Here is a 21,743-nt window from a genome sequence, read left to right on the forward strand (position 1 = left end):
AGATTTTTTTCGACCCGTCGACAATACCTGAATGGGGGGCATTGCTCTAATGGGAATTTTCGGGTTCGGGGATGAACGGGCCCGCACGCCCCCGCTTAGGCTGGTTGCATGACTGATTCTGTGGATTTCTGGTTTGACCCCTCGTGCCCCTGGGCCTGGATGACTTCGCGCTGGGTGGACGAGGTCGCTCGGCTGCGTCATTTCGAGGTGACCTGGCATGTCATGAGCCTCGCCGTGCTCAACGAAGATCAGCAGGTGAGCGAGGAGTACGCGGCGTTCTTTCCGCGGGCGCTCAAGTACACCCGCCTCGTCGCAGCCGCCAATGAACTGCACGGCCAGGCGATGGTCAAGGCCCTCTACGACGCACTGGGCCAGCAGATTCACCCAGGCAGCAATACGAACCCGGACGAGGTCATTCCGGCCGCGCTCGCCGAGGTCGGCCTGCCTGCCAGCTTCGCCGCCTACGCCGACAGTGACGAGTACGACCGCCAGATGCGGGCGAGCCACTTTGACGGCATCAACCGGGTCGGCCAGGACGTCGGAACGCCTGTGATCGCGGTGAACGGTGTCGCTTTCTTCGGCCCGGTCATTTCCCCGGCCCCGATGGGTGAGCAGGCCCTGGCCCTCTGGGACGGCGTCGTTGCGCTGGCGAGCTACGACGGATTCTTCGAACTCAAGCGCAGTCGAACCCGCGAGCCTATTTTCGCCTAGGCCGTCAGCACGTCGGCCAGCACAAAATAGACTGCTCATATGCGCATCCACATCGCCACGGACCATGCCGGTCTCGACCTCAGCCACCACCTGATCACGCACCTGCGTGCGGCCGGGCACGAGGTCGTCGACCACGGGCCCCAGACCTACGACGCCCTCGATGACTACCCTGCTTTTTGTATTAATGCAGCGCAGGCCACCGTCGACGACCGAGAAAGAGGCATCGAAGCGCTCGGCGTCGTGTTCGGCGGTTCCGGCAACGGCGAGCAGATGGCCGCCAACAAGGTGTCCGGTGCCCGCGCCGCCCTGGTCTGGAACCTCAGCACGGCCCGTCTGGCCCGTGAGCACAATGACGCCAACGTTATTTCCATCGGTGCCCGCGAGCACACCATCGAGGAAGCCACCAGCTTCATCGACGCGTTCATCGCCGAGCCGTTCAGCGACGAGGAGCGTCACGTGCGTCGTATCCACCAGCTCGGAGAGTATGAAACGACCGGAACCATCGCCGGAAAAGACGTCGACGGCGTCGTGAACTGAGGTGCCAGAGGGCCACTCCGTTCACCGCATCACCCGCCAGTTTCAGCGCAACTTCGTCGGCCACCGGGTCACCGTTTCATCACCGCAGGGGCGGTTCGTGGCCGGTGCTGCGCAACTCAGCGGGCACACGGTGACGGATGCCCGCGCCGTCGGCAAACAGATGTTTCTGGAGTTCGACCACGGACTGTGGCTGCGCATCCACCTGGGCATGTACGGGGCGTGGGATTTCAGCGGCGAGATTCTGATGGATGCCACGATGGCCTCGGCCAACGGGCGGATGGGGCAAACCAACCAGCACGGCACCGATCTGCCGACCTTTGACTCCGCGGGGGAGAACTCGATCTTCAGCATCGGTGCGCCCCGTCGAACCCGGGTGCGCATGTCGGAGCAGGAGAAAGAGATCGACCTCGCCGACGCTTTCCCGCCGGAGCCGGTCGGTCAGGTGCGGGTGCGGCTGCTCAGCGACACGGTGTGTGCCGACCTGCGCGGACCGACCGCCTGCGAGGTACTCGACCCAGCCCAGGTCGAGGCCGTCATCGCCAAACTCGGCCCCGACCCGGAACTGGACAACAGCCCGCACGCGGAGCAGCGCTTCGTCAGCGTCGTGCGCAAGAAGCCCACGCCGATCGGCCGCCTGCTGATGGACCAGACCGTGGTCAGCGGAATCGGCAACGTGTATCGCGCCGAAATGCTCTTTCGCGCGGGACTCAACCCGCACGCGCCCGGAAAATCGCTCAGCGACGAAACCGTACGCGACCTGTGGAGCGACTGGGCACACCTCCTTCACATCGGGGTGGCGACCGGCCAGATGATGACCATGGACGGCCTCGATGGCGAGCACTACCGACTCGCCATGAAGAATCGGGCCGACCGGCACTGGGTGTACAAGCGGGAGGGGCTGCCCTGCCGTGTCTGCGGCACCCACATCGTGCTTGAAGAGATGGCCGCCCGCAAGCTGTACTGGTGCCCGCGCTGCCAGGCCTGAGTCCCTGTGGTGTCAGCGCACTGGGTGGACTGCGAAAATAGAAGCATGATCCGAATTTCCAGGCCCCGTCGTCGCGTCGCAACCTTTGTGAGCGTCGTCGGCGCGGTCGTGTTGGCTCTCGGCCTCACCGCGTGTTCCGGCGAAGACGGGGCCGGCGTGATCGACACGGTCGGCAGCGTTGACTTCGTCAACCCGCTCGCGATCCCGCCGCTGGCCGAATCAACCGTCAATGCCGCCGGTGAGCGGGTGTTCGACCTCACGGCGGAGGCTGGCACGACCGAGTTCACTCCGGGCGTCGTGACCGAGACGTGGGGCTACAACGGCAGCTACCTCGGCCCGACGATCGTCGCCCGGCGCGGCGAAAACGTGCGCATAAACGTCAACAATGACCTCGACGTAGCCACCACCGTGCACTGGCACGGCGCCAATCTGCCCGCCGAAATGGACGGTGGACCGCACCAGATGGTCGAGCCCGGCGCCGGATGGAGCCCCAACTTCGAGATTGACCAGCCAGCCTCAACTCTTTGGTATCACCCGCACCCGGAAGGCGATACCGAGCACCAGGTGGAGATGGGTCTGGCTGGGGTCTTCATCGTGCAGGACGACGAGGAGGCAGCCCTAAACCTGCCGCGCAGCTACGGCGTCGACGATATTCCGGTGGTGGTGCAGGACCGCCGTTTCGACGAGAACGGGCAGTTCGTCACCGACGTGCGCGGCTACATCGGTCCGATCGGTGACCAGCTGCTCGTCAACGGCACCCTCGCGCCCTACCTCGACGTCACCTCCGAGGTGGTGCGCCTCCGACTGCTCAACGGGTCAACCTCCCGGGTTTACGACTTCGGATTGAGTGACGGCCGGCCCTTCGACCTGATCGGAACCGATGGCGGACTGCTGGAGGAGGCGGCGCCGATGGACGGCATCCGTTTGTCGCCGGGGGAACGCGCTGAAGTGCTCGTTGAGCTGGTGCCGGGGGAGACCGTGAACCTGCAGTCGAACCCGCCAGACCTCGGCATCTCAGCCAGTGCCGCGACGCGCAACGCCGGTGACGACACCCTCGATGTGCTGGAGCTGCGCGCCGCCGACACGCTCAGCAGCATCGGGGAGACCGCCAGCACCCTCGCGAGCATCGAACCGCTCGACAAAGCGGATGCCACAGTCGACCGGTCGTTCACCCTCAACGGTTACACGATCAACAATCGGCTGATGGACATGACCCGCATCGACGAGACGATCGAGGCCGGCGCGACCGAGATCTGGACCGTCGACAACGCCATGCCGCTGCCCCACAACTTTCACGTGCACGGCGTGCAGTTTCAGGTGCTGCGGGTGGGCACCGAGCCGCCGCCCGTCGAGCTGTCGGGTTGGAAGGACACGATCTACCTCGAGCCCGGAGTGCGCTACGAACTCATTATGCAGTTTGCGGAATATACCGACCCCGACTTTCCGTATATGTTCCACTGCCACATGCTCTCGCACGAGGACGCCGGAATGATGGGCCAGTTCGTCGTGGTCGAGCCCGGCGAGGAAGCAGGCACCCCGCCGACCGCTCACGACGCCATCGTTCCCCAGTCGAACCTGGCCGTCGGGAGCGGGCCGCGGGCACTCGCGCCGGCCCACGGTCACTAGCTGTCCGCATCCGCTTAACGAGAGAAAGCCGCCAGCTTGAGCCGGCGGCTTTCAGTATCTCTGCATTAAACTCAGTGTCTCTGCATTAAACAGAGGGGTCGACGGGAATCGAACCCGCGTCATAAGTTTGGAAAACTCAGGCTCTACCATTGAGCTACGACCCCAGGCCCAAAATCTGGGCACTCGAATATCGTAGTACAGGAAACCGGGGGTCGTTTGCCAGTGCGGGCGCATCCGCTCGAAAGGCGTGCATTAGACTGACTGAGGTCATTCCGCGTGTCGCGAGCTACTGCGTGCACCACCGGATTGGTTCCCCAACAAAGTAGTACCGATGGGTCGAAGTAGATCCGGGGCGTAGCTCAGCTTGGTAGAGCGCTCGTTTTGGGGGCGAGAAGTCGCAGGTTCAATTCCTGTCGCCCCGACATTATCCGCAGCACACCGTTTCAATACACAGGAGAGTCTCGAGTGAAGTCCACGGTCGAAAAACTGAGCCCCACGCGCGCCAAGCTCACCATCACGGTGAGCCCCGACGAGCTGAAGCCAGCCATCACCCATGCTTACGGCCACATTGCCGAAGACATCAACATCCCCGGTTTCCGTAAGGGCAAGGTCCCGCCGGCAATCATCGACCAGCGCGTCGGCAAGGCCGCCGTTCTGGAGCACGCCGTCAACGAGGGTCTCGACGGTTTCTACCGCGCGGCTGTCGAAGAGAACAAGCTGCGCCCGCTCGGCCGTCCAGAGGCCGATATCGTCGAATGGCCGAGCAACACCGACTTCTCCGGTGACCTGCTCCTCGCCATCGAGGTTGACGTGCGCCCGGAGATCGACCTTCCCAGCTACGACGGCCTCAAGCTCACCGTTGACGCCGTCGCGGTGTCCGACGAGGAAGTCGCCGAAGAGCTCGACAAGCTGCGCAGCCGCTTCGGCACGCTCATCACGGTGGACCGCCCAGCCAAGACCGGCGACTTCGCCCAGATCGACCTGAACGCCGCGATCGACGGCGAAGAGGTTGACACCGCGAGCGGAATCTCCTACGAGGTTGGCTCCGGAGACCTCATCGACGGCATCGACGAGGCGCTTGACTCGCTCAGCGCCGGCGAGACCACGACCTTCAACTCCGACCTCATGGGCGGAGACCACGAGGGTGAGACGGCCGAGATCACCATCACGGTTATCGCCGTCAAGGAGCGCGAGCTTCCCGAGGCGAACGACGACTTCGCTCAGATCTCCAGCGAGTTCGACACGATCGCCGAGCTGACCGAGAGCCTCAAGGTTCAGGTTGAGAAGTCCAAGGCCTTCGGCCAGGGCAGCCAGGCCCGTGAGCGTCTCATCGAGACGCTTCTCGGCTCGGTCGAGGTTCCGATCCCCGCCGCGATCATCCTCGACGAAGTCAACCGTCACCTCGAGGGCGAAAGTCGCCTGGAAGACGACACTCACCGCGCCGAGGTCACCGAAGCCAGCGAGAAGACGTTCCGTCAGCAGATTCTGCTCGACACGATCGCCGAAGCCGAGCAGGTCAAGGTCAGCCAGGACGAACTCACCCAGTACCTCATTCAGGGTGCCAGCCAGTACGGCATGGACCCGAGCGAGTTCGTGCAGACGCTCAACACCAACGGACAGATCCCGTCGATGGTGGCCGAGGTCGCCCGCAACAAGGCCCTCGCCATTGCCCTGGGCAAGGCCGAGGTCGTTGACTCCAACGGCAAGCCGGTCGACCTGAGTGAATTCACCGGCCCGGTCGGCGACGACACGGCTGTTGAAGCGGATGCTGCTGACAGCGCAGTCGAGGCAGCCCCGGCCGCCGAGGCTGACGCTGAGGTCGCAGCTGAGGCCGACGAGAAGCCCAAGAAGAAGAAGGCTGCTGCCAAGAAGTAGTACCTGCGTGCGTGAGAGGCCGGCTGGTCAGTACTTTTTAGAGGTGCTGGCCAGCCGGCCTCTTGCATGCTGCCGGGCACCTGTGCGATGGCCGGTAATCTGCCGAGGGCGAACAGAGCCATTTTGACGCTCGCGCTCCGATAGATTCATTGAGAAGCGACAACTGAAACGGAGCACGACATGGCCGACCCGACACCCACCAATGGTGTATTTGACCGACTGCTGAAGGACCGCATCATCTGGCTCGGCTCAGAGGTCCGTGACGAAAACGCGAACGAGATCTGCGCCAAGATCCTCTTGCTGGCAGCGGAAGATTCCAAACGCGACATCTACCTCTACATCAACTCTCCCGGCGGCTCGATCACCGCCGGCATGGCAATCTACGACACGATGCAGTTCGTACCCAACGACATCGTCACGGTCGGTATCGGCATGGCAGCCTCGATGGGTCAGTTTCTGCTTACCTCGGGGACCAAGGGTAAGCGATACATCACCCCGAACGCTCGCGTGCTTCTGCACCAGCCGTCCGGCGGGTTCGGCGGCACGGCCGCCGACATCCAGACCCAGGCTCGCCTCATCCTCGACATGAAGCAGCGCCTCTCCGAGATCACGGCCGCGCAGACCGGCAAGACCCCCGAGCAGATCAACGCCGACGGTGACCGCGACAACTGGTTCAGTGCGCAGGAAGCCCTCGAGTACGGTTTCGTCGACCATCTCCGCGCATCCGCTTCGGATGTCATCGGCGGCGGCGGCACCGACCCCGACGCCACCAAGTAGTCCGCCGAAACTGAACAGGAAGAAATCATGACTATCCCCACATTCGGTGGAACGGCCTACAGCTCGATGGGCGGCTCGACCAAGCACTTGACTAATAACGGCGCACCTGAATCGCGCTACATCCTCCCCACCTTCGAAGAACGCACCGCCTACGGCTACAAGCGCCAGGACCCGTACGCCAAGCTGTTCGAGGACCGCATTATCTTCCTCGGCGTGCAGGTTGACGACGCCTCCGCCGACGACGTGATGGCCCAGCTCCTCGTACTCGAAAGCCAGGACCCGGACCGCGACATCACGATGTACATCAACTCGCCCGGTGGATCGTTCACCGCCATGACGGCGATCTACGACACCATGCAGTACATTCGCCCGCACGTGATGACGGTGTGCCTCGGCCAGGCGGCATCCGCTGCGGCCGTATTGCTCGCCGGTGGAACCGCGGGCAAGCGCCTCGCGCTGCCGAACGCGCGCATCCTGATTCACCAGCCCTCGGTTGGTGGGCAGGGTGGCGGCCAGGCTTCTGATATCGAGATTCAGGCCGCCGAGATTCTGCGCATGCGGGTCTGGCTCGAAGAGACCCTCGCGCACCACTCCAACCGGAGCGTTGAGCAGGTCAATAAGGACATCGATCGCGACAAGATCATGAGCGCGGCCGAGGCCCTCGAGTACGGCCTGATCGACCAGGTTCTGACCAGCCGCAAGAACCTTCCGATGTTGGTTAAGTAGCCGCACACCGAAATACCGCTGCGGCGCGTCGCCTTCGGGCGCCGCGCCGTTTCGGTTTGTGGCGCGCTGCACGAAAGTGTCGGACGCACAGGCTAGGCTCAATTGCAGCGAGACCAATGGAGGAGGCGGACATGGCCCGAATAGGCGAAAGTGCCGACCTGCTCAAGTGTTCCTTCTGCGGAAAGAGCCAGAAGCAGGTACAACAGCTCATCGCCGGCCCCGGCGTGTACATCTGTGACGAGTGCGTCGAGCTGTGCAACGAGATCATTGAAGAGCGACTGGCCGAGGCCGGCTCTGAAGCGACCGCCGGTGAATTCGACCTCCCCAAGCCCAAAGAAATCTTCGGTTTCCTCGAGGAATACGTCATCGGCCAGGAACCCGCCAAGCGTGCCCTCGCCGTCGCCGTGTACAACCACTACAAGCGTGTGCGGTCTCGTGCCACGCTCACCGCGGCCGAGGCGATCCACGACGATGTCGAGATTGCCAAGTCCAATATTCTGCTGATCGGCCCGACCGGCTGTGGCAAGACCTACCTGGCCCAGACCCTGGCCAAGCGTCTCAATGTACCCTTCGCCGTAGCGGATGCGACGGCTCTCACCGAGGCCGGCTACGTCGGTGAAGACGTCGAGAACATTCTGCTCAAGCTGATTCAGGCCGCCGACTACGACGTCAAGCGCGCCGAGACCGGCATTATTTACATCGACGAGATCGACAAGATCGCCCGCAAGGCCGAGAATCCGTCGATCACCCGCGACGTCNACCCGCGACGTCTCCGGCGAGGGCGTGCAGCAGGCGCTCCTGAAGATCCTCGAGGGCACCATTGCCTCCGTGCCCCCACAGGGTGGGCGCAAGCATCCGCATCAAGAGTTCATTCAGATCGACACCACGAACGTACTGTTCATCGTGGCGGGCGCCTTCGCCGGGCTCGAAGACATTATCTCGTCTCGGGCCGGCAAGAAGGGCATCGGTTTCGGCGCTCCGCTGCACATCAAGGGCGACGACATCAACCTGTTCAGCGAGGTTCTGCCCGAAGACCTGCACAAGTTCGGGCTGATTCCCGAGTTCATCGGCCGGCTACCCGTCGTCACGACGGTCACCCAGCTCGACCAGGTGGCGCTCATGCAGATTCTTACCGTGCCCAAGAACGCGCTCGTGCGGCAATATCAGCGCATGTTCGAGCTCGACGGCGTTGAGCTGGAATTTGAGCAGCCCGCCCTGGAAGCCATCGCCGACCTGGCTGTGCTTCGCAAGACCGGTGCCCGCGGTCTGCGCGCCATCCTCGAAGAAGTGCTTGGCCCGGTCATGTTCGAGGTGCCCTCCAGCACCGACGTCGAGCGGGTCATCATTACCCGCGACACCGTGTTGAACAATGCCCCCGCTGAAATGGTGCTGCACAAGACCCGCCAGGTGAAGTCGGCGTAAGCCGCTGAATAGTCGCACGGGGAAGCGACGATGAGCGAGCAGTCATCCGGCGCAAGCCCCGGTGTGTTTCAGCCGATCTCGACCGGCATTGTTGCCGCGATCACCGGGTTCGCCAGTTCGTTCGTGTTGGTGATTGCGGGGCTGCGCGCCGTCGGCGCCTCCGAAGCTCAGGCGTCTTCAGGGCTGCTGGCGCTGTGCCTACTCGTCGGTGTGGCCTGCATCGCGTTGCCCTGCTACTTTCGCATGCCGATCTCATTTGCCTGGTCAACACCCGGCGCGGCACTCCTCGTCGCGGCGGGCGCCACGACCGACAACTTCGGCGCGGCCGTCGGCGCCTTTCTCGTCTGCGGTGCGCTCATCGTGCTCTGTGGCCTCTGGCCGCCGCTCGGACGGGTCATCACGAGCATCCCGAGGCCCCTCGCCGGCGCGATGCTGGCCGGTATCCTCTTTCCCATCTGTCTCGCGCCGATTCAGGCGTCAATTGAACAGCCGCTGCTGGCGATTCCCGTCGTGCTGGTGTGGCTGGTGCTCTACCGGCTGGCCCCGCGCTGGGCGGTCCCGACGGCCATGATCGTGGCCGCGATCGGTATCGGCATAACCGCGGGAACGGGCTGGCTGTCAGCACCGACATCCGCTCCCGGTCTGGTCTTCGTCGCGCCGGTTTTTGATCCGCTCGTCATTGTGAGCCTCGGCTTGCCGTTGTTCGTCGTGACCATGGCGGGCCAAAACGTTCCCGGATTCGCCGTGCTCTCAACCTTCGGCTACCGGCCGCCGCCGCGTTCGGTGCTGGTCTGGTCGGGGATCGGCACCATGCTCGGATCGGTCTTCGGCGCGCACAATATGAACCTGGCGGCCATTACGGCGGCCCTCATGGCTAGCCCGGATGCTCACCGCGATCCGTCGAAACGCTGGATTGCCACGGTCGCATCGGGTTTTGGCTATCTCGTGCTTGGACTCGGGGCAGGGCTAGCCACAGCCCTCGTTGCGGCGTCGCCGCCCATTTTGATCATTGCCGTCGCCGGTCTGGCCCTGCTCGGTGCGCTTGTGACGAATGTGACCAGCGCGCTCGAAGAATCGGAACACCGCATCAGCGCGATGGCGACCTTTCTCGTGACCGCATCGGGCATCACAATCGTGGGCATCGGGTCGGCGTTCTGGGGCCTCGTGGTCGGTGGCATCTTCATGCTCTGGCTTGGCTGGCGGCGGCCCCTCGGTGCGTAGACGACCATGGACCCGGCTCAGTGGACAACTTTGGTGGGTGCCGGCGGGTCCGCATCCACCAAAGTTGTCTATTGAGCGGATGCCTCAGCCTAGTTCAGGCCGCGGCGGTCAAGGAGCGGCTGCAACGCTGCGTCTCGGCCGCGCCAGTGGCGGTAGGCCTCAAGCGGGTCCTTCGTACCGCCGACGCCGAGCAAGCGGTCCCGAAAGCGGTCACCATTGGCGCGGGTCAGTCCGCCATTCTCCTTGAACCATTCGACCGTGTCCGCGTCGAGCACCTCGCTCCAGATATAGGAGTAGTACCCAGCGTCATAGCCGCCGGAGAACGTGTGCGCGAAGTACGTGCTCGCGTAACGGGTGGGCACGGCAGGATTGTCGAGTCCAACGGAGGCGAGGGCATCCGCTTCGAACTGGGCAACGTCGGTAACGACCGTGTCAGCGTCGATGCGGTGCCAGGCCTGGTCGAGAAGCGCGGCGGCGAGATATTCGCTGGTCAGAAATCCCTCGTTGAAGGCCGAGGACGCCTGGATGCGATTTACCAGGTGTTGCGGCATCGCCTCGCCCGTCTCGTAGTGGTGGGCATAGTTCGCCAGCACTTCGGGCCAGAGCATCCACATTTCGTTGACCTGGCTGGGAAACTCCACGAAGTCGCGGTACACGTTGGTGCCGGAGAACTTGGGATAGGTCGCGCGGGCGAGCAGCCCGTGCAGGGCATGGCCAAACTCGTGAAACAGCGTGGTGACCTGGTCATAGGTGAGCAGCGTGGGTTGGCCAGCTGCCGGCCTGGACACGTTGAGGTTATTGCAGACCACGGTTGTGTCCGTGCCGAGCAGCGCGGACTGCGAGACTAGGGAATTCATCCACGCCCCGCCACGCTTGGAATCGCGGGTGTAGAAATCGCCGATGTACAGTCCGATACCGGTGCCGTCGTCGGTGCTGACCTCGAACACGCGTGCTTCGGGATGCCAGCCGACCAGGTCGGGCCGCGCAGTGAAGCTGAGGCCGTAGAGCCGCTGGGCCGCGAAGAACACTCCGCTGGCGAGCACGCTTTCGAGTTCGAAATAGGGGCGCATCGCCGCAGTATCGACGTCGTACTTCGCCCGGCGCACCTTCTCCGTGTAGAACGCCCAGTCCCAGGCCGCCAGCTCGAAGCCACCGCCCTCGGCATCGATCACGGCCTGCAGGTCGGCCTGTTCCACGAGGGCGTTGCGGGCGGCGGCCGGGGCGAGGCCGCCGAGCAGCTCCCAGACGGCGCCGGGAGTCTTGGCAGTCTCGTCGGCGGTCACGTAGGCGGCATGGCTGTCGAACCCGAGCAGGCTGGCGCGCTGGGCACGCAGGTGCGTGATCTCGATCACGAGCGGCCGGTTGTCGTTGCCGGCTCCGGCCTCATTAGAACGGATGCCGCGGGCCCGGCTCGCCGTTAACAACCGTTCCCGCACGCTCCGGTTGGTTAGACTCGCGAGGTACGGGTGCGACGTGGGCAGAACGAGACTGATCAGGTATTTACCGTCGAGGCGGCGTTCGGCGGCCGCTTCAGCCGCAGCGGAGATCTCGCCGTCGGTGAGCCCGGCGAGCTCGGCCACGTCGTCGATCACCAGCGCGAGTTCGTTGGTATCGGCCAGCAGATTCTTCTCGAAGCGGGTGGTCAGGATCGACAGGCGTGAGTTGAAATCACGCAGTGCCCGCTTGTCTTCATCGTCGAGCCCGGCTCCGGCGAGCGTGAACTCGGTGTAGTAGCGGTCGATCAGATAGAGCGACTCGGCATCGAGACTCAGACTCGCTCGCTGCCAGTGCACGGCGGCGATGCGCGTGTACAGTGCGGGATCGAGTCGGATCGAATCGGCGTGGGCGGCCAGCAACGGCGCGAGTTCTTCTTCGAGGTCGTTGGTGAAGTCGCTGGAGTCTGACGAACTCTGGTTGAAGAAGACCTCGGCGACCCGACCCAGGGTCTGCCCGCTGCGCTCGAGGGCGACGAAGGTGTTTTCAAAGGTGGGCGCATCCGCTGTGCCGGTGATGAGAGCGACCTCGGCGAGCTGGTCGGTCATGCCCTGCACAAAAGCCGGCCGGTAATGGGCGTCGGCAATCTGCGCGAAGGGCGGCAACTGGTAGGGCAGCGTACTGCGGGCGAAGAAGGGATTGTTCGCGGTGGAAGCCATACTCCCAGACTAGCGACCGGCCCGAGCACGCTCGCCAGCGCGCGGCGCGCAAATCAGGCGCAGGCTGTCGCGGGGTCGTAGGATCTGACCATGACAGACCTGACCGCGAGCTCCGAGTCCGCTCCACGTGACCAGTACACCCACGGTCATCACGAAAGCGTGCTGCGCTCACACACCTGGCGCACGGTGGCCAACTCGGCCGCCTATCTGATTCCCGAGCTCGCAGCCGGCGGCGTGCTGCTGGATGTCGGCTGCGGACCCGGCACGATAACGGTTGATCTGGCCCGTCGGCTCGCCCCCGGTCGAGTTGTCGGCCTGGACGCGTCGTCCGAGATCGTCGAGCGTGCAGCCGGGCTGGCCGCCGATGAGGGAGTGCACAACGCGCAGTTCCAGGTCGGAAATGTCTACGCGTTGGACTTTCCGGATGCGTCGTTTGACATTGTGCACGCCCACCAGGTGATGCAGCACCTGGCCCGTCCCGTCGCCGCCATGGCCGAGATTCGGCGAGTGCTGCGGCCCGGCGGCGTCTTCGCCGCCCGTGACGTCGACTACGGGGGAGTGATGATCGCTCCCGTGATCGATGCTCTCACCGAGTGGATGCGGGTCTACCGCGAGGTGCACTACTGGAACGGCGGTGACCCGGATGCCGGACGCTCGCTGAAAGCGTGGGCTTTGGCGGCGGGCTTCACCAGCGTGACGAGCAGTGCCTCCATGTGGTGTTTCGCGTCCGACGCCGAACGGGAATGGTGGGGAGAATCCTGGGCAGTGCGGGTGACCGAGTCGAGCTTCGCGGCGCACGCCATCGAAGCCGGCGTGGCCGAGCTGGCCGATCTGAAACGGATGGCGGCCGCCTGGCGGGTGTGGGTGCGCGATCCGAACGGGTGGTTCGGCATGCCGCACGGCGAAATTCTTGCGCGGGCCTGACCCAGGAGTTACGGGTTAGATCCACTCCTCGTCATCGTCATCCGTGTTGGTGGACGGCTGCGTGATGGTGGCGCTGTCATCGACCGGGTTGAACCGGATGATGGTGCCATCGTCCAGCTCGATCACCGGCTTGGACTCCAGCCAGGTCAGTGTCCAGCGCCAGGTGCTGGTGTCCACGGCGAGGGCAGCGAGGTCCTCCTCGACGGCGTGCACGGCGATTTCCACGACGTGGGGGAGGCCGGCGGGCAGGGTGCCGCCGAGTGACCAGCGAGTGCCGAGTTGCATGACTTAGACGTCGATCTCGTAGGTGACCCAGTCGGTGCGGGTGCCGACCTGGTCATAGAGCACCTGGGCGGTGGCGTTGTCGGCGGCGGTCAGCAGCTGCACCTGGGCCAGCTTTCGCGCACGCGCGTAGGACTTGGTGAAATCCATCAGCTGCGTTGCGACGCCCTGGCCGCGGGAATCCTCGGTCACGAACAGGTCATCGAGAAAGAGTGCAAGATCGCCGCTGAGCGTGCGCGGCACGGTGCGGTAGTGTGCGAAACCGACGAAGTCGCCGGCGTCATTGACCGCGACGGCACCGTCGAGAGAGTTGTTCGCGTCGATGATCCAGCTCCAGACCTGCAGCGCGATCTGGTCGGTCAACTCGCTCTCGTAGAACGCGCTGTAACCCTCAAACAGGCCCAGCCAGGGGAAGAAATCTTTGTCGCCCAGCGGGCGTACGGTAACTGACATCTGGTTTCCTAACTTTCCAACACGGTGGCGAAAACGATGTCGGTCACGGCGAGTTCGCTGCCGTCGACAAAGGTTAATTCTTGAATTCGGCCGACCGCTTTGAGATCGGCGGCGGCCAGGGTCAGCAGCGCGATTTCGGCCGGTGCACCGCAGATCACTGCGGAATCCAGTTCGGACTTCTGGGAGGCCTTGGCATCCGTTTTAGCCCGACGGATGCCGGTGAGCGCGCGACTGGCCAAATCCAGCAGGGCGATGTTGCCGGTGGCAACCTCATCGCTGCCGAGCAGGTCGGCCGCGACGGGCCACGGCGCGGTGTGCACCGAACCCTCATTCGACCAGGACCAGGCTTCTTCGGTCGCGAACGGCACGAACGGTGCGAACAAGCGCAGCAGGGTGGCCAGCGCGGTGCGCAGCGCAGCAACAGCGGAAGCCTGGCCGGTTCCGGGCTCGCCGTAGGCGCGCTCTTTGACCAGTTCGAGGTAGTCGTCGCAGAAGGTCCAGAAGAAGCTCTCGGTGGTTTCCAGCGCCCGAGCGTGGTCATAGTTCTCGAACGCGGTCGTGGCCTGGGCGACGACCGCGGTCAGGCCGGCGAGCATGCTCTGGTCGACCGGCTCGGTCACCGGGGCGTCGATGCTGCCCTGCGACATGGAGACGAATTTGCTCGCGTTGAGAATTTTGATGGCGAGGCGACGGCCGATCTTGATCTGCGTCGGGTTTTGCGGATCGAAGGCCGCATCGGTGCCCAGGCGAGAGGATGCCGCCCAGTAGCGCACCGCATCGGATCCATGCTTTTCGAGCATGTCGGCCGGGGTGACCACGTTGCCCTTCGACTTCGACATTTTCTTGCGGTCGGGGTCGACGATGAAGCCGCTGAGCGCGGCGTGCTGCCAGGGTGACTTGCCGTGCTGCTGCTCTGCGCGCAGCAGGGTGGAGAACAGCCAGGTGCGAATGATGTCCTGGCCCTGCGGTCGCAGCGAGTACGGGAAGACGAGGTTGAACAGCTCCGGGTCCCGCTCCCAGCCGCCGGCGAGCTGCGGGGTGAGCGAGGAGGTGGCCCAGGTGTCCATCACGTCGACCTCGCCGACGAAACCGTTGGCCTGGCCGCGCTGGCTCTCGGTGTAGCCGGGGGCGGCATCCGACGAGGGGTCAACCGGCAGCAGGTCGCGGGTGGCGACGATTGGCTGGTCGAAGACCGGGTTGGCGTCGGCGTCGAGCGGATACCAGACCGGCAGTGGCACGCCGAAGAAGCGCTGACGCGAGACGAGCCAGTCGCCGGTGAGGCCGTTGACCCAGTTCTCGTAACGCACCTTCATGAATTCGGGGTGCCAGGCCAGTTCGGTGCCGTGCTCGAGCAGGCGGGCGCGCAGCTTTTCGTCGCGAGCACCGTTGCGGATATACCACTGGCGGGTCGAGACGATTTCGAGCGGCTTGTCGCCCTTTTCGAAGAACTTCACCGCGTGCACGATGGGCTTGGGTTCGCCGATCAGGTCGCCGCTGGCTTTCAGCAGCTCGACCACGGCCGCTTTCGCACCGAACACCGTTTTGCCGGCGAGCTGCGCATACGCTTCACGGCCGGCTTCGGAGGTGATCGCCTCTGGCACTTCGGCCATAATGCGACCGTCGAAGCCCATGATTGCACGGTTGGGCAGGTCGAGCTCCCGCCACCAGACGACGTCGGTCACGTCGCCGAAGGTGCAGATCATGGCGATTCCCGAGCCCTTGTCCTTTTGGGCGAGGTGGTGGGCGAGCACCGGAACCTCAACGCCGAACACGGGGGTGGTCACCGTGGTGCCGAACAGGTGCTTGTACCGTTCGTCATCCGGATGCGCCACCAGTGCCACGCAGGCCGGCATCAGCTCGGGACGGGTCGTTTCGATCTCTATCGTGGTGCCGTCGGGCTTTGCGAACGACACCCGGTGGTACGCGGCCGGCATGTCCTTGTCTTCGAGTTCGGCCTGGGCGACCGCGGTGCGGAACGTGACGTCCCACAGGGTCGGTGCCATCGCCTGGTATGCCTCGCCGCGTTCGATGTTGCCCAGAAAAGCCAGCTGCGAGGTGAACAAGGCTTCCTGGCCGATGGTGCGGTAGGTCTGGGTCCAGTCGACGGAGAGGCCGAGGGTGCGCCACAGCGCTTCGAACTGCTTCTCATCTTCCTTGGTGAGGGTTTCGCACAGTTCGATGAAGTTGCGGCGGCTGATCGGCAGCTGGTCGGCGGCCTTGACGCTTTTGCCGTCGCCGCCCTCGAACGGCGGAACGAAGTCGTCGGTGTAGCCGAGCGACGGGTCGCAGCGCACACCGTAGTAGTTCTGCACACGACGCTCGGTGGGCAGGCCGTTGTCGTCCCAGCCCATCGGGTAGAACACGTTCTTGCCGCGCATGCGCTGAAAGCGGGCGACGACATCCGTGTGGGTGTACGAGAACACGTGGCCGATGTGCAGCGAGCCGGAGGCGGTCGGCGGGGGAGTGTCGATCGAGTAGATCGTCTCGCGGGTCGCGTTCTCCCGGGCGAAGCGATAGGTGCCGTCGGTCTCCCAGCGGGACTCCCATTTAGCTTCGAGCCCTTCGAGGGCTGGTTTCTCTGGCACTCGATTGTCTGCGGCGCGATCGGCGGTGGTCATAGCTCTCCGGTTCGTATGCGGCACCGTGTCGGTGGTGAGGTGCCTAAGTCTGCCCGTCTAATCTACCCGATCGGCTCTTTTTCCCCGAACGGGCAGAGCGGTAGGGCGCGTCGGCAGGTGTTTAACCGAGTAGTCGGGGCACAGCTGAGAGCAATTGCACCGAATACGGATGCTGCGGCGCGGCGAATACGCGCGCCGCCGGACCACTCTCCACGATGCGCCCGCTGCGCATCACCGCGACCTCGTCGCTGATGTGCTGCACGACCCCGAGGTCGTGCGATATGAAGATCAGGCTGAGTCCGCGTTCCCGCTGCACGTCGTCGAGGAGATCGAGCACCTGCGCCTGAACGCTCACGTCGAGGGAGGACACGGGCTCGTCGCAAATGAGGATTTCGGGACGCCCGGCCAGTGCCCTGGCGATACCGACACGCTGGCGCTGTCCGCCGGAAAGTTCGAGCGGGCGCCGCGGCAGTACTGTTCGGGCCAGTTCGACCTCATCCAGCAGAGTCGTGAGCCGGGCAAGGTTCTGCGGAGACCGCCGCGAACCCCGTGAGTCGGTGAGCGTGGGACCGAGGGCATCCGCGAGAATCTCGGCGACGCTGCGGCGCGGATCGAACGAGCCGAGGGCATCCTGATAGATCGCCCCAATGCCGGGTCGTTGTCCCCGCCGGTCCTTCTCGGCGATCGAACTCCACGGCCGGCCAAACAGCGCTACTTCGCCCTGTTCCGGTTTCAGCAGTGCGAGCATCAGGCGAGCCGTCGTGGTTTTTCCGGAGCCGGATTCACCGACGATGCCGAGGGTGCTGCCCCGATGCAGTGCGAACGAGACGTCGTCGACGGCGAGCTGCCGGCTGCCGTCGGGACGCCGAAAACTCCTGGTCAGGCCGATGGCCTCGAGCACGATTTCGCCCTGCTCCGTGGCGTTCGGGGCCGGAGCCGGGGAGCGGAGAACCGTTCTGGCGGCGGGGGAATCCAGCGGGCTCAGCCGGCTTCCGCGCGGCTTGTCCGCCGGAACCGCGGCGACCATGCGGCGGGTCTGCTCGTGCTGTGGGGAACCCAAAACCTGTTCGGTCGGGCCGGATTCAATGAGCCGGCCGTCGTGCATCACCGCAACCCGATCGGCGATGCGGCTCACCACCGCGAGGTCGTGGCTGATCAGGAGCAGGGCGGTGCCGCTCAGCTTGATCTGCTCGAGCAGCGCCAGAATCTGCGCCTGCACGGTCACGTCGAGCGCCGTCGTCGGTTCGTCGGCGATGAGCAGCGGCGGGCCCAGCGCGATCGCCGCCGCGATCAGGGCGCGTTGGCGTTCACCGCCGGAAAGCTGCCCGGACAGTTTGTGTACCTGTTGAGCCGGGTCGGGCAGTCCGACGGCATCGAGCAGTTCGACCACCCGGCGGGCACGAGCCGCGGCGCCGAGGGTCGTGTGCAGCCGCAGCGAGTCGGCGATCTCCCGGCCGATCGGCCGGAGTGGGTCGAGCGAGACCAGGGCATCCTGCAGCACCAGGCCGACGTCCTTGCCGCGCCGAGACTGCCAGGCCCGGTCGGTCAGCCCCAGCACGCTGCGCCCGCCGAGGTCGAGCCGGTCGGCCTGCACCCGGGCGTTGCCGCCGGCGAGTCCGAGCAGGCTGCGCGCGGTCACGCTCTTGCCCGAGCCGGATTCGCCGACGATGGCGAGGCACTCGCCCGGTGCTATCTCGAACGACACTCCGTTCACGACCGGCTCGTTCGCGCCGAAGCCCACACGCAGGTTGTGCACGGTCAGCGCCGCGGTGGCGCTCATGCGTGCCGCATTCGGCGGTCGATGCTGCGGCCGAGCACGGTGGCGGTCACGGCGGTGAGCACGATGAACAGACCGGGAAAGAAACTCATCCACCAGGCCGAGGTGATGTACGTACGTCCGGCCGAGAGCATCGCGCCCCACTCTGCGGTCGGCGGTTCGGCACCGAGGCCGAGATAGCTCAGTGTTGCGGCCCAGACGATCGCCTGGCCGACTCCGAGGGTGGCGAGCACGAACAGCGGCGCGAGCGTATTCGGCAGAATATGACGCACTAATATCTGCCAGCGGGTGCGGCCGAGCACGGTCGCGGCCTCGACGAAGGCGGCCCCGCGCACGGCGATGAGCTGCGCGCGAATAATGCGGGCGTAGCCCGGGGCGGTGGACAGCCCGACCGCTATGGTCGCCGTCGCCACGCCGGGGCCGAACACCAGGATGAACAGCAGGGCCAGCAGCAGACCCGGAAACGCGAACAATACCTCGAGTAACCGGTTCACGGTGAAATCGACGATGGATCCGAGCATTCCGGCCAGGGTGCCGAGCACCACGCCGAGCCCCAGACCGATCGCGGTCGCCGCGATACCGATCACGAGCGAGTACTGGGTGCCGTGCACGACCCGGGTGTAGATGTCGCGGCCGGATTCGTCGGTGCCGAAACCGTGCGCGAAGCTCGGTGGCGAAAACGCCGCCAGCGGGTCGATGGCGAGTGGATCGCCAGGGGCTAGAAACTGCGGCGCCACTGCCGCGATCAACAACAGGAGGGCGAGCAAGCCGGCCACGCCCTCGGCCACTCCCAGACGTGCTGGCCGAACGGACTGGTTGGAACGCACGGCGAGCTCGGCCTGCACCTCGAGATCGCTCACGAGAGTCGCAGCCGGGGATCGACCAGGCGACTGACGGCATCCGTCAGTAAAGTCATCAGGATATAGGCGACGGCGACGATCATGACGACGCCGATCACCACCGGAACGTCGCGCAGGGTGACCGCGTTCAGCAGGGTGCGGCCCAGTCCTGGCCGGGCGAAAATGGTCTCGACGACGACCGCGCCACTGATCAGTGAGCCGAAGGCCCAGCCGGAGAGGCTGATCGCCGGCAGGGAGGCATGACGCAGTGCGTGGATCCAGCGGACCCCGCGCTCACCCTCGCCACGCGCCCGCGCCGAGAGCACGAACGGGCTCTCCAGGGCGATCATGAGGGACTCACGCATGATCTGCCCGAGAAAACCGGCCAGCGGAATGGCCAGGGTGAGCACCGGTAAGACCAGTCCGGCCACCCCGCCAGTACTGATCGGGGGCAGTGCGCCGAGCCAGATACTGAACACGACGATCAGTGAGGTCGCGAGCCAGAAATGCGGCAGCGCCGCCGCGACGATTTCGAGGCTCGACCCCACCCGGGCAGCGACCCGACCACCGCGCGTCGACCAGGTGGCCAGGGCCAGAGCAATCACCCAGGCCAGGCCGAGGGCGAGCACGGCGAGCAGCAGGGTGCCGCCGAGCTGGGCCAGAACGAGCGGGCCGACCTCCATATTAAGGGCGTAGGAACGCCCGAGGTCACCGGTTGCGAGGCGTCCCAGCTGAACCAGGTACTGCGTGAAAACGGGCTGGTCGAAGCCGTACTCCGCGGTGACCGCAGCGAGTGCTTCGGGGGAGGCCTGCGACCCCGGGCCACCGAGCACAGCCTGAGCCGGGTCGCCGGGAATCAACCGCACCGCAAAAAAAGTGACGGATGCCACGGCCCACAGCACGAAGACCGCTCCGGCCAGACGCACGCCGAGTCGGCCGAGCGCCCGCGGCCCGGAGCGATCGGTCGGCGCTACCGGTTCAGCCACGCGTCGTACAGCGTGGGAACGGCCACGGTCGGCAGCGTGCGCAGGCCAACGACGTCGCTGCGCAGCAGGTAGTGGTTCTGCTGGTCGTAGAGCGGCAGAATGTAGAAGCCCGCCAGAATGCGGTCCTGCGCTTCGGCGTAGAGCGACGTGCGCTCTGTTTCATCCGCGGTTCGGGCCGCCGTCGTGAGCAGTTCGTCGATCTCGGGATCGTTGACCTGGGCGAGGTTGGCGAAGTACCCGCTCGGGGCCGGCACGATGCTATCGGAGTGATACAGGATGCGCAGCACGTCGGGGCCGACCTTGGTATACGGTGCGCTCACGGCGTCGTAGTCGTTGGTGGCGAGCGCGGCATACCAGCTGGAGAGATCCATCGGGGCGAGCTTCACTTCGAAACCGGTCTCCTTGGCCGTGGCCTGGATCTGTTCGAACACGCTCTGCTCGGCCGGAATGGACTGGTTGGTGCTCACCGGAAATTCCACCGAGAGTCGCACGCCGTCTTTGACCCGGTAGCCGTCGGCATCCGTCTCACGCCAGCCGGCCGCATCGAGCAGCTCCGCGGCGGCCGACGGGTCGTAGTCGAACAGGGCTTCGTTCGAAACGCCCATGGCCTCGACGCTCGACAGCGCCGAGTACGACCGAGTGGCGGTGCCCTGGAACAGGCTCGAGACCGCGTCGTCGACGTTGGCCGAGCGGATGAACGCCTCACGAACGCGCACATCGTTGAACGGTGCCTGACCCGAGTTCAGTTCGATGCGGTTGGAGGCGCCGGGGCGCGGCGAGTCGAGCTGCTCGATCGAGTCGCTCTGTTCGGCCTGCACGATGGTGTCGGGCTGGGCGTTGTCGATCACGTCGACCTCGCCGGACTGCAGCGCGGCGTAGCGGGAGGCCGAGTCGGGAATGAAGCGCCAGATCACCTTGTCGAGGTAGGCGGGACCGCTGTGGTCGGCATCCGCCGGCGGGGAAACATAGTCATCATTGCGCACGAGGGTGATCGCGTTCTGCTTGACCCAGCTCTCGACCCGGAACGGGCCGGTGCCCACCGGGGTGGCACAGTTCTCGTCCTGGCTGCGCTCGAGCGCGGTGGGGGATTCCATCGCGAGCCAGACCTGCGACAGCGACTCGAGCAGAGCGCTGTCGGGTTCGGTCAGAATAAAACGCACCACGGTGGGGGACACAACCTCAGTGCTGGCGACCTTGCCGAGGGCGAGGTAACCGGTCGAGGAGAGCGTTTCGGGATCCTGCAGGTGGGCGACATTCGCCTGCACTGCTGCGGCGTCGAAGACCGTGCCGTCGGTGAAGGTGACGTCATCGCGCAGAGTGAAGTCCCAGGTCAGGCCATCGGCGCTCGGCGTCCAGGTCTCGGCCAGCCACGGAATGATCTGGCCGGCGGAATCACGCGAAACCAGCGACTCCAGGTACTGCGCGCTGATCATTCCCTGCGGAAAATTGCCCCCGACGTGCGGGTCGAGGCAGCTCGGTTCGGCATCACCCGAGGCGTAGGTGAGGGTGCCGCCGCTTTGCGGCTCGCCGACGGGGTCGTTCGAGGTGGTCGGCGTGCAGCCGGCGGCCAGCAGGCCGACGGAGACCAGGCCGACGAGCCCTCCGAATGACCGAGCGGTGCGCGTGGAAACGCGGTGGGGAGCAGACATTCACAAACTCTTTCATCCATTGCCGAGTTGGTCTCAACTGAACCGACCCATCGTGCGAATGGGCCGACCTATAACACTAACGCCGTCCCACTCCAGTACAATCGAAAGTGGATGACAGTGACCCGGCCATCACCGGGAAGTCTTCGGAAGAACGGATGCCCACCTTCGGGTGGACAGCTCAG

The 21,743-nt window shown here is 65.0% G+C and carries 17 protein-coding genes, 2 tRNA genes and 1 pseudogene; 11 read left to right on the top strand and 9 right to left on the bottom strand.

What is annotated here, in order from left to right; genetic code table 11:
- The first annotated feature begins 108 nt into the window (after positions 1-108).
- The 4 genes from E3O45_RS01195 to E3O45_RS01210 are packed head-to-tail and all read left to right on the top strand — an operon-like array spanning position 109 to position 3,859.
- The gene (locus E3O45_RS01195) at positions 109-711 is read left to right on the top strand and encodes a DsbA family protein (protein WP_134441200.1); all 603 of its coding nucleotides are present in this window, start codon (positions 109-111) and stop codon (positions 709-711) included.
- Positions 712-750: 39 nt separating this feature from the next.
- Positions 751-1,248: a ribose-5-phosphate isomerase gene (locus tag E3O45_RS01200; protein ID WP_134441201.1), complete on the top strand. Its 498-nt coding sequence runs from the start codon at positions 751-753 to the stop codon at positions 1,246-1,248.
- 1 nt (position 1,249) lies between these two features.
- Positions 1,250-2,233, top strand: coding sequence for an Fpg/Nei family DNA glycosylase (locus E3O45_RS01205; protein ID WP_134441202.1), 984 nt, complete (start codon positions 1,250-1,252; stop codon positions 2,231-2,233).
- A 45-nt stretch (positions 2,234-2,278) separates the two neighbouring features.
- On the top strand, positions 2,279-3,859 hold the full coding sequence (locus E3O45_RS01210; RefSeq protein WP_134441203.1) for a multicopper oxidase family protein: 1,581 nt from the start codon (positions 2,279-2,281) through the stop codon (positions 3,857-3,859).
- Between the two features lie 93 nt (positions 3,860-3,952).
- On the opposite strand, the gene E3O45_RS01215 is transcribed toward E3O45_RS01210, so the two are convergent.
- Positions 3,953-4,023, bottom strand: a tRNA-Gly gene (locus tag E3O45_RS01215).
- Positions 4,024-4,207: 184 nt separating this feature from the next.
- On the opposite strand from E3O45_RS01215, the gene E3O45_RS01220 reads away from it, so the two are divergent.
- The 6 genes and pseudogenes from E3O45_RS01220 (at position 4,208) to E3O45_RS01245 (ending at position 9,880) form a co-directional block, all read left to right on the top strand.
- Positions 4,208-4,281, top strand: a tRNA-Pro gene (locus E3O45_RS01220).
- A gap of 43 nt (positions 4,282-4,324) precedes the next feature.
- Entirely contained in the window at positions 4,325-5,734 is a 1,410-nt protein-coding gene (tig, locus tag E3O45_RS01225; RefSeq protein WP_166789356.1) for a trigger factor, read from the top strand.
- A 180-nt stretch (positions 5,735-5,914) separates the two neighbouring features.
- The gene (locus E3O45_RS01230) at positions 5,915-6,511 is read left to right on the top strand and encodes an ATP-dependent Clp protease proteolytic subunit (RefSeq protein WP_092450832.1); all 597 of its coding nucleotides are present in this window, start codon (positions 5,915-5,917) and stop codon (positions 6,509-6,511) included.
- Positions 6,512-6,577: 66 nt separating this feature from the next.
- A complete protein-coding gene (locus E3O45_RS01235) occupies positions 6,578-7,237 on the top strand; it encodes an ATP-dependent Clp protease proteolytic subunit (RefSeq protein WP_241977922.1) in 660 nt (219 codons plus the stop codon).
- 131 nt (positions 7,238-7,368) lie between these two features.
- A pseudogene (clpX, locus tag E3O45_RS01240) lies at positions 7,369-8,659 on the top strand (ATP-dependent Clp protease ATP-binding subunit ClpX).
- Between the two features lie 30 nt (positions 8,660-8,689).
- Positions 8,690-9,880: a benzoate/H(+) symporter BenE family transporter gene (locus E3O45_RS01245; RefSeq protein WP_134441204.1), complete on the top strand. Its 1,191-nt coding sequence runs from the start codon at positions 8,690-8,692 to the stop codon at positions 9,878-9,880.
- 89 nt (positions 9,881-9,969) lie between these two features.
- On the opposite strand, the gene E3O45_RS01250 is transcribed toward E3O45_RS01245, so the two are convergent.
- Positions 9,970-12,033: a M3 family metallopeptidase gene (locus E3O45_RS01250; RefSeq protein WP_134441205.1), complete on the bottom strand. Its 2,064-nt coding sequence runs from the start codon at positions 12,031-12,033 to the stop codon at positions 9,970-9,972.
- A gap of 90 nt (positions 12,034-12,123) precedes the next feature.
- Between E3O45_RS01250 and E3O45_RS01255 the strand changes: the two genes are divergently transcribed.
- A complete protein-coding gene (locus E3O45_RS01255; protein WP_134441206.1) occupies positions 12,124-12,957 on the top strand; it encodes a class I SAM-dependent methyltransferase in 834 nt (277 codons plus the stop codon).
- Between the two features lie 15 nt (positions 12,958-12,972).
- Here E3O45_RS01255 and E3O45_RS01260 read toward each other — a convergent pair whose 3' ends face one another.
- The 7 genes from E3O45_RS01260 to E3O45_RS01290 form a co-directional block, all read right to left on the bottom strand.
- Positions 12,973-13,242, bottom strand: coding sequence for a hypothetical protein (locus tag E3O45_RS01260; RefSeq protein WP_134441207.1), 270 nt, complete (start codon positions 13,240-13,242; stop codon positions 12,973-12,975).
- A 3-nt stretch (positions 13,243-13,245) separates the two neighbouring features.
- Positions 13,246-13,692: a GNAT family N-acetyltransferase gene (locus E3O45_RS01265; protein WP_134441208.1), complete on the bottom strand. Its 447-nt coding sequence runs from the start codon at positions 13,690-13,692 to the stop codon at positions 13,246-13,248.
- A gap of 8 nt (positions 13,693-13,700) precedes the next feature.
- Positions 13,701-16,310 (bottom strand): valine--tRNA ligase, encoded by a 2,610-nt coding sequence (gene valS, locus E3O45_RS01270; protein WP_134441209.1) that lies wholly within the window; start codon positions 16,308-16,310, stop codon positions 13,701-13,703.
- Between the two features lie 121 nt (positions 16,311-16,431).
- Positions 16,432-18,090: an ABC transporter ATP-binding protein gene (locus tag E3O45_RS01275; RefSeq protein WP_134441210.1), complete on the bottom strand. Its 1,659-nt coding sequence runs from the start codon at positions 18,088-18,090 to the stop codon at positions 16,432-16,434.
- Positions 18,087-18,947 (bottom strand): ABC transporter permease, encoded by an 861-nt coding sequence (locus E3O45_RS01280; RefSeq protein WP_134441211.1) that lies wholly within the window; start codon positions 18,945-18,947, stop codon positions 18,087-18,089. Before E3O45_RS01280 ends, E3O45_RS01275 begins: the two co-directional genes overlap by 4 nt.
- Entirely contained in the window at positions 18,944-19,912 is a 969-nt protein-coding gene (locus tag E3O45_RS01285) for an ABC transporter permease (protein WP_134441212.1), read from the bottom strand. Before E3O45_RS01285 ends, E3O45_RS01280 begins: the two co-directional genes overlap by 4 nt.
- Positions 19,897-21,561, bottom strand: coding sequence for an ABC transporter substrate-binding protein (locus E3O45_RS01290; protein ID WP_134441213.1), 1,665 nt, complete (start codon positions 21,559-21,561; stop codon positions 19,897-19,899). The genes E3O45_RS01285 and E3O45_RS01290 overlap by 16 nt, the downstream gene beginning before the upstream one ends.
- Positions 21,562-21,743: the final 182 nt, after the last annotated feature.

It is taken from the genome of Cryobacterium sp. TMS1-20-1 (assembly GCF_004402355.1).
Classification (GTDB): domain Bacteria; phylum Actinomycetota; class Actinomycetes; order Actinomycetales; family Microbacteriaceae; genus Cryobacterium; species Cryobacterium levicorallinum.